The organism is Chitinophagales bacterium (genome assembly GCA_041392475.1).
In the GTDB taxonomy this organism is placed as follows: Bacteria; Bacteroidota; Bacteroidia; order Chitinophagales; family UBA2359; genus JAUHXA01.
The window spans coordinates 1,035,201-1,047,833 of record JAWKLZ010000001.1 but is presented as its reverse complement, the minus strand read 5'-3'; the positions used below and the strand labels follow the sequence as shown (position 1 = coordinate 1,047,833).

Genomic DNA, 12,633 nt, shown 5'->3' with positions numbered 1-12,633 from the left:
GCTTTAGTGAATGTACTTATGGCATTGGGCAGTGAAGTAAATGCCCCTAATCCCACATCCCTAAGTTTGAGTCCATTTTTTCAATATCATTACTCGATACTTGGAAAAGTAATGAAAGATTTTGGCGAAGAACTTAACGGTGCAGACAAGTTAGCGTTAAAATCAGATTTGCGGCAATTATTTTTCAAAAAAATGCCCTATCAATCGGAGTACAAACTCTCTACTGATTTTACAACAATACGCAAACCCGAATCACGGACATTGGCAGAACGAGGATTTGTCAATATCCCAAATGTACGCATTTATGGTAATAAACCTATAGACATTGGATATTATATTTCATGTCTTAATCTACATCTTTATGATGAAAAACATCCTGCTGCTTGGAGCGTTCCTTTGGATAATCTACGAGTAGATTTACAATCCGATAAAATAAGTGTTGTCGTTCAGCAACTGTGTAATGTCTTAGAAGATGAGAATCTACCTTTTGCCGAAAGTACAAAAGTTACGAACACTTCTGATTCGAGTTATACGGTTCCAGAATTTATTAGTCCATTGATTGAGAAGTTCGATAATCTGCTTTTAATCAGTAGAGTGCGCTATGGAATGAAAGTGTATAAACCTTACTGTGGTGAACAAAAAAAGGGCGGACGCAAGAAAACTTATGAAGATGAGCCTTATTATTTACAAACCGAGCGTGTGCGTAAGTTTAAGCATCGCAAAACCAAGCAATATTTTAGTAAAGCCCAACGCCCCATTTTTGATTTAGCTACTGATGATGAAGTAGAATATGAAACCACTTTAGCAAAAGGACGCAAAATCCTCGTTCAAATTTATCGTTGGAATGATGTGCTTTTGCGTGGTAAAAATAGCTATAAAATGGAGGATAAGCCATTTGATTTGGCGTGTATTCGATTCATAGACAAAGAAACGGGAGCTTGTTTATTCAAGCGAGATATGTTTGTGGGTGTATGGGGCAAAAATCGCAGAACGCACACCACACTCGAAATTCAAACGGACTACAAACATCGCTATGATATTGAGGTTCATAATCGTTTCAGTAAACAGCAATTCTTAGCCGACAAATACCAAACATCTAATGTAGAGGCTTTGGATGCTTGGTTATGGACAGTACAGCTGACTTATTGGCTTTTGTACTTTGCATCCACAGAAACCGAAGTTTGTGTCAATCCATGGGAAGAATATCTGCCTGAAGTAAAAAGAGCTCAACAGAACAAACAGAGAAAGTCAGTTGCAATGACCCGAAAAGGAGCAAAAAGACTTTTTTCTACTTTTGATATTCGACCCTTCAAACCTCAAGAGTCTAAAAATGGAAAGGGGCGTAAGAAAGGAACCGTCTTAAAGCAGAAACCGAAGCAGAAACCAAAGAAAAAACTCAAAAATGAACAAAATTACAAGCAAAATATTGAACAAATCAAGTGATAATATAAGAAAATATTATTATGTTTTTAGCTCAACCGAAGGTTGAATGGGATTCTTTTGTCCAAAGTCTAATTTTATACAAGTAGGATACTGTTGTTCAGTTACGTCATCGTCTCTCAGTGACTTTCCTGCCAATTGCTGTTCCAATTCATCATTGCGATTGAGAGCGCAATTTTTTAATATTAAGCAAGCTCCATTGGCTTTTGGATTGGTACAGATAGTACCATCCCAAGCATGGTCATGCCACGGCACTCTTATCGATAAATGTTTCAGGGAGTAGCGAGGGTTGTACTTCATAATACAGCTGTTTCTTTAATGAGGTGGTTTACTCTTACTTTACCGCTTTCGTCCGCAATTTTAAGTAGAATTTTAATACTTGAGTTGCCTTTTATTTCAACAATTGTCTTGATTGATAATTGTAAGTGGCTGCAATATATAACGAATTGGGAATAATTTTAACAGATTTAGGATATTTTATTCAGATTTGTAGCATTTTATGGAACGTATTAGAGTGGCAGCTTTTTTAAATCGCTGCGCTCGGCTTTTTTGGCAGTAAAAAAGAAAAGGCTTAGAGTTGGGTGTAGCTTACTTGGACGGTGGATTTTCGGTCGGTTTCGGAGAGGTAGCAAGTCCAATCTCGATCGGAAAAGATGAAAACGATTTGGGAGGTTTGGTTTCGGTTGGTGAGTGAAGAGTTCGCTCAACATCCGAAGGATTTGGCGACACTCGGAACGGAAAGGTCGCTCAACAGTTGAAGTGGAGTCGTTCAAACGCCGCCAAGTTTTTCAAATATTTGCGAGTTTTCACTTGGTGAGTAAAGAGTTCGCTCAACATCCGAAGGATTTGGCGACACTCGGAACGGAAAGGTCGCTCAACAGTTGAAGTGGAGTCGTTCCAACGTCGCCAAGTTTTCCAAACATTTGCGAGTTTTCTCTTAGGTAGTGCAGAGTTCGCTCAACACCCGAAGGGTTTGGCGACACTCGGAGCGGAGCATCAAAAACAACAACTGAAACTTTTGTATCTTCCCATCTGTTTTGCTTCAAAAGAATTGAATTAGATGAAAAAACTACCTTTAGCAGAATCGGCTTTCACAAGAATAATAGAAGAAGGGTATGTCTATGTAGATAAAACCAAAGAAATATATGAGTTAATAAATTACAGTCGCTATATTTTTTTATCTCGCCCCCGTAGATTTGGTAAATCTCTATTAATCAGCACCTTGGAAGCTATGTTTCAAGGCAAAAAAGAGCTGTTCAAAGGTTTGTGGATAGAGGATAAGATAGAATGGAAAGAATATCCTGTGATTCGGATTGATTTTGGACGCATTACGTACAATGATTTTGAATCCTTCGAGAACCAAATGGCTAAATTGATGAATAAATATGCTCGTCAGCATAAGGTTAAACTCTATTCCCAAAATTATGCTGCTATGATGAATGATTTGATATTGGAGATTTATGAAAAAACGGGCAAAGAGGTAGTGGTATTGATAGATGAATACGATGCCCCAATTGCTCGCAATATTACGAACATGAAGGCGGCAGAAGATTTCCAAAACTCCTTGCGTGATTTTTACAGTATTCTCAAAGCCTCCAATAATGAACTCAAGTTTGTATTCTTTACAGGCATCTCCAAATTCGCCAAGATGTCCATCTTTTCGGTCGTCAATTTGATGAAAGATGTGAGCTTAAAGCCTCAGTTTGTCAATATTCTGGGTTTTACTATGGAAGAGTTGAAGCAATATTTTGGAGATTATATCCGTCAGTTTGCTGCAAAGGAACAAACCACAGAAACAGAACTCTTAGAGGAGATAACTACTTGGTATGATGGCTATTCTTGGGATGGCAAAAGCAGACTCTTCAATCCCTACTCGATTGTAAATGTCTTTCAAGACCAAAAATTCAACAACTATTGGTTTGAAACAGGAACACCTGCCATTCTAATAAAACTGATAAAAGAGAAATACGCCATTGAAAGAGAGACTGTACCGACAATGGAAGAGTTCGAGAATATAGAAACAGCTATGTTGGATAGTAGCTATGATTTGACAACACGAATTCCACTTGAAAAACTGCTATATGAAACGGGTTATTTGACCATTACAAATATTTTTGAAACAGAAATCGGTGACTTGTACACCCTCAATTATCCCAATTCGGAAGTCAGACAGTCCTTCAATGCATTTATATTGGAAGTGTTTTCCAATCAGAATGTTGCGAATATTAATTATAACGCCATCAAATTGAGAACGGCACTGCAAAATCAAGACAAAGATGGATTCTTAAAAATTCTGCGCTCTCTTTTCAGCGCATTGCCCTATCAACATCGCAAGCAAGCCAGTGAAGCCTACTATCACGGTTTGTTTTATTTGGTTTTATCTCTATTGGGTATTCGCTCTCATTTGGAAGGCTCTACGGATAAGGGGCGCATAGACTGTACCTTGGAGATGGACGAGATGGTTTACATCATCGAGTTTAAGTATGGTGAAAAGGGAACGATGGCGTATCTTTTGAAGCAAGCCATGACCCAAATCAGCAGTCATAAATACTTTGAGCCTTTTGAGGGAATGGACAAGGAGGTTTGGTTGTTTGCAGTTGGTTTTTTAGTCAAAAAAGACTCCAAATTGGGTAAACCTGTTCTGAATATTGATGGGGAATTGAAACAGCATAGGTAGTAATTGTTCAAATGTCGCCAGTCGTTCAAACGTCGACAAAGCCGTTGGGTGTTGTCAACGTTTTCACTTGGTAAGTGAAGAGTTCGCTCAACATCCGAAGGATTTGGCGACACTCGGAACGGAAAGGTCGCTCAACAGTTGAAGTGGAGTCGTTCCAACGTCGCCAAGTTTTCCAAACGTTTGCGAGTTTTCACTTGGTGAGTAAAGAGTTCGCTCAACATCCGAATTCCCCCTTTGAAGGGGGTGAGGGGGATGTCATTGGCGACACTTGGAACGACAACCTTCCGAAACATCCTTGAAACACCTAACATAATGACAATCAATCAATAAAGTGTTTCACTCCTTAAAAAACAAAAGAACCCCCTACCTCCTTCAATATTGGTGAAACACCTAAAGGAATGACTATCAATAAGTAAAGTGTTTCGCTTCCACTATTAAGTAAACCCCACTCCAACGGTTGCCAAACTTTTCGTTTGATATTTCCCCTTCAACTACTTATCTTTATTTTCATCGCACGCCCAGTAACGCTACTCCCTCAATTCAAAACCTAAAAGACAAAAATCCATGCAAAAAAAACTATTGACAATCATTCTGCTTCCGTTTGTGCTACTTCATACCCTTTCTGCACAAAATTCCGATAGAGACTTCTTAGAAGTGTACAATCGCATCAGTTCCCACAAAGTGTTCAATCTGGATACATCAGATGCCGACAAGTACCAAAAAGACTCCTTAGAAATAATGGAAATGCAGCAATTATTGGATTACTTCAATGAGTATTGGGGTGAAGAACACGAACTAAATGGAAAAGCGGGTTTTTCATTCAGTGGAAACGAAAACGACATTAGGAATCTATTCAGAATTGGTGTACATGCAAGTTTAGAAAAAGGAGCTTATCCTCATGAAGTAGAGTTTTCATTGAACTTGCAGACGACGATACAAAATGGAGTATTTCAAGAAAATATTTCTGATATCGATATGTCCTTTGATTTTCATCCATTCGTTCCCGACTCTGAGGCTACAAATGATGGTTTGTGGCTGGAAAATTATGTGTTTGTAAAGAGGTTTAGCAACAACTTTCTTGGAATTGAACAGAGATACGAAACGGGAGCTGGTTTCATATTGAATTTTTTCTCAAAAAATAGGATGACCACACAAGGGAAAAGCAATTTGAAGAGCTTGGAGAACATTCCCAAATATGAGTCTTATGGTACGGATTTAAAAAGGTGTTTAAAAGAATGTTATCTGAAAAAGAGTATACTAAACATTACGGAACCCGAACTAAATACCATCGTCGATACCCGTGAGAAATATGTTAGGTCAAACTATAAAAAGTACAGTAAGTTGAGACTGGGGCTTTTGATAGGCATCTATTATGAATTGGAAGATGCGATGGCAACAAATAATTTGAACTTCAATGGAATGGACACGCTTATAAGCCAAGATTTTACTGCAACAAATAAGCTCAGATGGGAGTTGCGACCCACTTTTGCATGGCAACCAAAAGACAAATACAAGTTGAAAATTTATCCTTATTTTAAAATGCCTTTGGGGAAAGGATTCAGCACTGTCAGTCAAGGAGATTTGGAAGATAGAAGGTACGATTTATTTGTAGATTTGGTATCCAGCTTTTCCATTCAAATAGAAAAGAATTTCTCCATTGTGATACATTATAGGGTGCTGTACGACCATGCTCCCAAAAGGGCATATCTCCAACAAGAGGACGGAACCTATTCATTGCTTGTAGGACAACAAAGAAACGACAATTATGGCATGTCGTTTAGATTTGGATTTTGACCAAAAAATGGCTACATTGTAAGTGTCAAAAAATTAAATAGAGAATATATTTGAAACCTTTAAAGACTAAAAAAAAATGCCCAAATCTTTTACCATTTTATTCAACTGTTTAAGACACTTTGTCCCCGTTTTCCTACTTGTATTTTCACTCTCTTCTTTAGCTCAGACTCAGATTGTTCCTGATGCAGGTACAACAACAACTATCTATCCATCAACTGGCGACAGCGTTCACGATGCCTCTGATGGAATGAATGGAGGGCCTGGAGGTGACTGTAGTTCGACTATTGAAGGGCCTTTGGGGAATTACCCAAATTGTGGCTGCATCACTGTCACCACCTATTGTGCTCCTCCTGGGCAGCAAATTTCAATCAACTTTACTGAATTTAGAGTTTTTGGTAATTTTGATTGGTTGGCCATTTTTGATGGGGCTGCACCAGTTACTGCTAGTAATTCAAGTGGAAGTTCAACCAACCCCACATCAACAGACCCTGAACTTTATAACTCGAGTGTTGAGGGTGAGGAGCTATCGTTAATGGTAGGGAGCACAGGCACTCTATTCACCTCTACAAATGGATGTCTTACCCTTGCTTCAAGGTTTAGTACTGTAGTGAATACTTGTGGCTGGTCAGCAGATGTGCAGCTTACAGATTCAACCCCTCCTGTCCCCACCCTTTCCGAATGGGGCTTGCTTATTTTGGCTTTGTTGCTGATGACAGTAGGTACATTGGTCTTGGTACAACCGAAAAAGAATCTCAATATTTGATTCAAGCTTTTGAAGTACAGTCGTTCAAAAAAAAAATAAAAAAAATTGCAGAAACTTTACCCAGTTTGAAAAATAATGTAGTATATTTGGCGCAATACTAAAATAATTAGTTTTTTACTAAAAACCAAGGTCATTCTTTTGTAAAATTATTTTAAACACTATCCCCCAAATGAAACCACGACAAGAAAACTGTGAGGACTGCCAGGAAGTCTATCTTCCCGACAAGTCCAATCCGACCTACTTCAATGGCGTAGAAGTGTGTCCGCACTGTCTGAGCAAACGACAAGAAGCGCAGGTTTGTGAAATCGAACAGCAGGCAGCCGAACATTCATTGCAGGTCTGCATAGATGCCAACCTGATAGAAAGAGCAGTAGAACTCGGTCATTTGTTGGAGGTAGCAGACATCGTGCGTTTTGTGGCAGATTGTCAGCGACTGTACGCCACCAAAGTGCTGCTCACCAATACGGAAACGACTCATGCCCCTATTTTTCACCGCATAGCCCACAACTTTTGTCTAAAGGTCGAACAGCTTAGGGTGTATGAAGCACTTTGGAATACCCGCCGACGATACATTTTGTCCTATGCCAACAGCCGACACTATATGGCGGCAGACCTATCCGAATTGATACCGCTGCTGATGGCACATCTCTATGCCGTATCATTGGAGCGACAATCACCCGTTCGATTGCGGGACTTTGTGAGTTATCTATCGGACAGTCACCGCCTCCTCTACGAAAAAGTAGGTGCTACTCACACGCCCACCTCCACGAATGAACGCAGTCAATTGCAGCAGATTGCAGATTTGTTTGGCGCAGTGGTGCAGTTTTGCAGGTGGAAGCGAATAGATGTTGCACAATTCATAACCAACCCCTAAATCAATTAATATATGTTGCCGCTATATTACGAATATTCCTTTCAGTTTCTGCAAGTAGCCAACAGAGACCTGTATTTTCATACACGCACGCAGGAACTCCCTCAAAGAGACAAAGTAGGCGTATTGGTCACTGTATGCTCCTACGACCGCAATGGACAACCGATTATTTTGCAGCTAAAAATAGGCGAATATCCCAATGGGGAAGACAAGAACAAAGACAGAGAGCGGTTGATGCATTTGGCTACTGAAACCCAAAATGCCTTCAAAAAATTTTGTGACGACCGCTACATCCTTTTTCACAGCGATAAAAGTCCTGTACCTATTGAAGTTTATTTTATTCGGGCTTCCATCGAAGAACATACAGGCTATCGGTACAAGAATTTTATCCATCCTACTGACCCTTTAGCCCTCTGCAATAGCTGCCTAAAAGCCTATGCCCATGTAGAACTACCCAATGAAAACGACAAGGGTACTGACGATGATTTGCCTTTTTGATGAGAGATGTAAGATGCAGGATGTAAGATGCAGGATGTAAGATGCAGGATGTAAGATGCAGGATGTAAGATGCAGGATGTAAGATGTAGGAAGCGAGATAATACATATTGGTTCTTTGACAATTTTTGTGGGAGCATTAAAGACTTCGGAATTTTTATTTCATAAGAGATTCATTTTTAGCGAAATAGGTTGCTGGTTTTTTAAGCGGCAAACTTCCGAAGTCTCAAATCACAGATTTTGTCAAAGAACCTACATATTCTTATACATGAACACCCAAATACAATGAAACGAAAGTTACGTTACTTTCAAAAGGGCGTAGTCCAGGCACTATTTGTAGAAAATGCTTTAAGAAATGAATCAGAGAAGCGTAGCTTCGGCACGAATTAGCGACTGATTGACTGCGTGCGGTGTCGACGCTACTAGGCCCCTTGAAGAAAATATATTTAGCCTTATTGTTACATGTAGATATACAGCGATGCTGCTCAAATGCAAAGCAATTTCCGTTACACAGTACCAAAAACAATTATCAACCCAAACACCCAATAGAACACATGCTAACAGCCAATGACATTGCGGAATTTATAGACCATGCGTCGGTCATTCTCCAACAAGAATACGACAAAGGAAATGAAAATGCTATCCAATTGGATGAGCTTATTGGGGACTTAGTTGACAAAATAGGTGTACCCGATGATACGGAAGTGGACGTGGCTTTGCTTCCCTTCAATGTTTTATTGGATGTCTGTAACAATTTACTTTATGAAGACAGAGCCATATTGGAGAAGATGGAATTTACACTCCAAAAACTCAAACGTGAGGGAAAAGACACCAATAACTACCGCCAAAAAATAGCCCAACACCAACAACGATTGACGGCTTATGGAGAACTACTTCAGCGTCTCCAAAATCTCACTGTCCGAGCAGCCCTTCAAGCCAGTGAAGCGAGTGAGCGAGAAGCACGTATCCGAAACAAGCATCCCCGTTCGTGGGGTTTTCACCTGAGAATAGAACTGCACAATGAACAACCCAAGGTGCGCTATTGGATATTGTGAGGATGGAGTAATCGAAGGTTTCATTTCAAATGTGAAACTTGTTCTTTGAGCCTTAATAGAAAACCAACTATTGATTCAAAGAACCCAATAAGTTCACCACTATTTTGAATAGAAAAACGGATTGTAATTGCGGATTAAATTTTATTCTCAAAACACAATTATCAACCCAAACACATTAAACACACAAAAACATGAGCTTACTCAAAAAAAGACAAGAGCTACCTTCCATAGAAAAAAAACCACCTCCTATTTCCGCACCCGAACCGCCAGGCAATGCGTAAAAGATGGACAGGGCCTATTGATGCGTCAAATGATGGGCAATTTGTGGATGGAAGGCGAATTGGTGATTTTCTTTAGTTCGCCAGGAATGGGCAAGACCGTCTTAGCCGTACAGACAGCCGATGCTATTTCGAAAGGTCTCTCGGTAGATTTGTCCTTTCTACCCAACGAATGTGAACCCAAGCGGGTACTGCTCTTTGACTTTGAACTCAACGATATAGAGTTTTCCAAACGTTATTCCACAGGAGAAAGTGCCTACCACTTCAGCGAAAACTTCATGCGAACGGACATCAACCCCCAGTTTAGAGCCAAGCATTTCGGCAAGCGTGGTTCGGTCGTCGTGATGGAAGCCATCAAAAAAGAGGTAGAACGGGTGAATCCAGATGTCATCATCGTGGACAATATCAGCTTCCTACACACCGAAAGCACCCAAGATACCAACATTGCGCTTGAAGTGATGAACTACCTCAAAGACCTCAAAGAAATCAGCGGTATGTCCATCATGGTCATTGGACACACCACCAAGGTCAATGCAGGTGCTTCACTCAACCTCACCCATCTGGGAGGTTCTGCTCATTTGGCCAATTTTGTGACCTCCATCTTTGCGATGAACAAAACCAATGGACAATTCGGCAATCGCTATGTCAAGCAACTCAAAGGTAGACTTGGTCGATAATTGGAGTAGTAGCACCAACAGTTTGCAGTGATGGTATGTTTGTCATGTAATTGTAATGTTAAAAGTTATGGGTTGTCTTATAACATAAAATATACTTGAAGTTTTGTCATTTTAGTTTGTTTTTAGCATCTTTGGAAAAGTAATAAGTTTGCATAGGAAAATCAATTAATATGCAAAGAACATTCACCACTGCAACTAAATGACAAAGCCATAAGATGGAAACACACAATCACCCCACCCAGATATTTATCTCTTATGCTGCCCAAGATGAAGTCCATAAAAAAGCATTGGAGAAACATTTGTCTGCTTTGCAAAGGCAAGGCATCATTACCTCTTTTGATGCAGGAAAAATACATGCAGGCGAAAATTGGAACGAAAGTATTCAACAACATTTAGCAGCAGCCGACATCATTTTGTTGTTGATGAGTGCGGATGCCCTTGCAGATGATTACCTACACGATGAGCAACTACAAAAAGCCCTACATCGAGCCGAAAAGAAAGAGGTCGTTGTGATACCTATTCTATTGCGTTCGGTAGATTACAAAGGCTTGGGTGTAGAAAAATACGCTGCTCTGCCCTCCAATGGCAAAGCTGTCACTTCATGGGACAATCAAGATGAAGCTTACCAACACATCACTTCCCAAATCCGTAGCGTTGTCGAAAACCTAAGCGACTACAAAAGTGGCAATGTCAGTGCTTTTGAAGAAATTTTCTCCAAAGAGGAAGAAAACGAGAACCCCGCTCCCAATGAAGCAGCAGGGAGCAAAACCATTCACCAAACGGCTGAAAAGATTTACAACATCGAAAAAATTGACAAAGCCGATTTTTCGTAAACTTATACGCTGTTAGGCAGCAGACTACAAAAGTTTTCAAAGTTAGGCAGCAGACTACAAAAGTTTTCAAAACTTTTGTAGTCTAAAAATAAGAACCCATGACTAAAATACAAGGCAATGCCAACATCGTTATTCAAGGTGTCAGTGACAGCACAATTACCGTCAATGTAAACGGTCAAATACAAGAATTGGCGAAAAGATTGGACGATTTGGTGGACTTGATGAAAAGTCAGCAAAGCCAATCTTTCCAAACTGCCGATAAAATCTACAATATCGGGAGTATAGGCGAAGCCAATTTTAGCTTTTTAATCGACCAAGTTTCACACAGCAAAAAACTCCCAACCGAATTAGCCGAAGACCTCATTACCAACGATACAATTTGGGTAAAAAGTTTGAATCGGGAATTTTTGCGGCATGGCGTTTCGGTAACAGACAGACATTCAGCTATTTTTCAGCACTACGGTTGGTTGATAGAAACCTTTTTGCAGAAGATGAATACGCCTGTCGGCAAAGAACGCAATCTTCGCCGCTTGTCCTTTATGGCAGAAGCTTTTCAGAGCAGTGTGCGCTACTTGTCTTACATACAATTGGCGCAAATATTGGTCAATGGACAGCAAGTAGTTGAACCTGTGATTGCAGATTTCTTCAAAATGAGTGAAACGGATTTTATTTCCTTCGATTGGCTCAACTTTTTGATTAGCCTGAACAACTTGCTGGCAAAAAAAGGCAATTTCATGGAAGAAATGCCCGACTTTGTAGCCGAACTGAGCGATACCGAAAGCGACTTGTATGGAGCAGCTTTGTTCCTCGAAAAAAACCGCCACAAGCTGCTGAAAGGTGCGATTCCCGAAGACGAACATTTCGACCAACTGCTGAATGAATACCTCACCGCTTTGGTGTTTTGGCTGCGAAACATTGCTTTTTTGGCGAAATACCGCTTGGTGTCCATCAAAGACATCAACCTCAATTACCGCTTGGGTTCTGCCAAAAATTTTGTGCATTTGTACGGTGAACTGCATGGAATGTACAGCGAAGTGTATGGCGAACAGGGTGATTTTTTGTCCCATTCCATCCAAGACTTTTTCACCTACAACAAAAGTGTCTTGCTCTTCAAAGGCAGAAACATCACCAACTCCCTCAACAGCATCAACGACAACGCCAATTACCTGTCTTTGTCGCCCTTAATCATTGACCAAAGCGTGTTTGCAGAAAAAGAAACCCAAACGCCTGAGATTTATTACTATATCGGCAATGAGAAACGCCGCTATTATTTTGCCCAATACAAAAATGAATTGGTCTATGGTACTCAAAAAGAAAGCACCTCCAATAAAACCTTGAAGGTAAAAGTGCAAAACAACAACCAACCTAAGTTGGACGAGTTGTTTGAGCAGATGGAGCAGGTGTTAGTGCCTTTTAGTTAGGAAGCGAGAAAGACCGCTTTGCTATACGTAGCCCACGAATTAATTCGTGGGCTACGTATAGGGTAGAACAAAATACAAAATAAGTTTTTAATATGAATTGGTTTTCAATGACTTATTTGTATTGTGGAATTGATTCGAAGATACAGAATAAAGTGAAATTACTCCGTTAGGAGTACAATATTTGTAGAAAGTCAGTATAAGAATTATCACAACTCCGTAGGAGTTGAACATCAGTAGTCTCTGCTTAGTGGATTTGTGTTGAACTCCTAACGGAGTTCTGTAATTACTTGCTTTATTTGGCTACAAATATTGAAGTCCTAACGGACTTG

13 protein-coding genes are annotated in these 12,633 nt (G+C 40.0%); 11 read left to right on the top strand and 2 right to left on the bottom strand.

All coding sequences use genetic code 11. The annotated features are described in order from the left end of the window. Positions 1-6: 6 nt before the first annotated feature. A complete protein-coding gene (locus R3E32_03890) occupies positions 7-1,443 on the top strand; it encodes a hypothetical protein (GenBank protein ID MEZ4883858.1) in 1,437 nt (478 codons plus the stop codon). Between the two features lie 18 nt (positions 1,444-1,461). Here the strand turns inward: R3E32_03890 and R3E32_03885 are convergent, their stop codons facing one another. Next, positions 1,462-1,740, bottom strand: coding sequence for a hypothetical protein (locus tag R3E32_03885; GenBank protein MEZ4883857.1), 279 nt, complete (start codon positions 1,738-1,740; stop codon positions 1,462-1,464). 530 nt (positions 1,741-2,270) lie between these two features. Then, positions 2,271-2,486 carry a hypothetical protein gene (locus R3E32_03880; protein MEZ4883856.1) on the bottom strand — a complete coding sequence of 72 codons (216 nt, stop codon included), beginning with the start codon at positions 2,484-2,486 and terminating at the stop codon, positions 2,271-2,273. Positions 2,487-2,500: 14 nt separating this feature from the next. On the opposite strand from R3E32_03880, the gene R3E32_03875 reads away from it, so the two are divergent. The 10 genes from R3E32_03875 to R3E32_03830 all read left to right on the top strand — a co-directional run bounded on the left by R3E32_03875 (position 2,501) and on the right by R3E32_03830 (position 12,304). Further along, positions 2,501-4,117: an AAA family ATPase gene (locus R3E32_03875; GenBank protein ID MEZ4883855.1), complete on the top strand. Its 1,617-nt coding sequence runs from the start codon at positions 2,501-2,503 to the stop codon at positions 4,115-4,117. A 74-nt stretch (positions 4,118-4,191) separates the two neighbouring features. Further along, positions 4,192-4,416, top strand: coding sequence for a hypothetical protein (locus R3E32_03870; protein ID MEZ4883854.1), 225 nt, complete (start codon positions 4,192-4,194; stop codon positions 4,414-4,416). 265 nt (positions 4,417-4,681) lie between these two features. Then, the gene (locus R3E32_03865; protein ID MEZ4883853.1) at positions 4,682-5,911 is read left to right on the top strand and encodes a hypothetical protein; all 1,230 of its coding nucleotides are present in this window, start codon (positions 4,682-4,684) and stop codon (positions 5,909-5,911) included. 76 nt (positions 5,912-5,987) lie between these two features. Continuing rightward, a complete protein-coding gene (locus R3E32_03860; GenBank protein ID MEZ4883852.1) occupies positions 5,988-6,674 on the top strand; it encodes an IPTL-CTERM sorting domain-containing protein in 687 nt (228 codons plus the stop codon). 169 nt (positions 6,675-6,843) lie between these two features. Continuing rightward, positions 6,844-7,548: a hypothetical protein gene (locus R3E32_03855; GenBank protein MEZ4883851.1), complete on the top strand. Its 705-nt coding sequence runs from the start codon at positions 6,844-6,846 to the stop codon at positions 7,546-7,548. A gap of 12 nt (positions 7,549-7,560) precedes the next feature. Continuing rightward, positions 7,561-8,043, top strand: a complete 483-nt coding sequence (locus tag R3E32_03850) for a hypothetical protein (protein ID MEZ4883850.1) — start codon at positions 7,561-7,563, stop codon at positions 8,041-8,043. Between the two features lie 551 nt (positions 8,044-8,594). After that, the gene (locus R3E32_03845) at positions 8,595-9,095 is read left to right on the top strand and encodes a hypothetical protein (protein ID MEZ4883849.1); all 501 of its coding nucleotides are present in this window, start codon (positions 8,595-8,597) and stop codon (positions 9,093-9,095) included. Positions 9,096-9,396: 301 nt separating this feature from the next. Then, positions 9,397-10,050, top strand: coding sequence for an AAA family ATPase (locus tag R3E32_03840; GenBank protein ID MEZ4883848.1), 654 nt, complete (start codon positions 9,397-9,399; stop codon positions 10,048-10,050). Positions 10,051-10,265: 215 nt separating this feature from the next. Then, positions 10,266-10,883: a toll/interleukin-1 receptor domain-containing protein gene (locus tag R3E32_03835; protein MEZ4883847.1), complete on the top strand. Its 618-nt coding sequence runs from the start codon at positions 10,266-10,268 to the stop codon at positions 10,881-10,883. 98 nt (positions 10,884-10,981) lie between these two features. Then, positions 10,982-12,304: a hypothetical protein gene (locus R3E32_03830; protein MEZ4883846.1), complete on the top strand. Its 1,323-nt coding sequence runs from the start codon at positions 10,982-10,984 to the stop codon at positions 12,302-12,304. The last annotated feature ends 329 nt before the right edge of the window (positions 12,305-12,633 follow it).

Bases quoted from the DNA above. Each gene is read 5' to 3' on its own strand.
- R3E32_03840 (MEZ4883848.1), top strand. From the start codon at position 9,397: ATGCGTCAAATGATGGGCAATTTGTGGATGGAAGGCGAATTGGTGATT.
- R3E32_03875 (MEZ4883855.1), top strand. From the start codon at position 2,501: ATGAAAAAACTACCTTTAGCAGAATCGGCTTTCACAAGAATAATAGAA.
- R3E32_03830 (MEZ4883846.1), top strand. From the start codon at position 10,982: ATGACTAAAATACAAGGCAATGCCAACATCGTTATTCAAGGTGTCAGT.
- R3E32_03835 (MEZ4883847.1), top strand. From the start codon at position 10,266: ATGGAAACACACAATCACCCCACCCAGATATTTATCTCTTATGCTGCC.
- R3E32_03885 (MEZ4883857.1), bottom strand. From the start codon at position 1,740: ATGAAGTACAACCCTCGCTACTCCCTGAAACATTTATCGATAAGAGTG.
- R3E32_03845 (MEZ4883849.1), top strand. From the start codon at position 8,595: ATGCTAACAGCCAATGACATTGCGGAATTTATAGACCATGCGTCGGTC.
- R3E32_03850 (MEZ4883850.1), top strand. From the start codon at position 7,561: ATGTTGCCGCTATATTACGAATATTCCTTTCAGTTTCTGCAAGTAGCC.
- R3E32_03855 (MEZ4883851.1), top strand. From the start codon at position 6,844: ATGAAACCACGACAAGAAAACTGTGAGGACTGCCAGGAAGTCTATCTT.
- R3E32_03865 (MEZ4883853.1), top strand. From the start codon at position 4,682: ATGCAAAAAAAACTATTGACAATCATTCTGCTTCCGTTTGTGCTACTT.
- R3E32_03860 (MEZ4883852.1), top strand. From the start codon at position 5,988: ATGCCCAAATCTTTTACCATTTTATTCAACTGTTTAAGACACTTTGTC.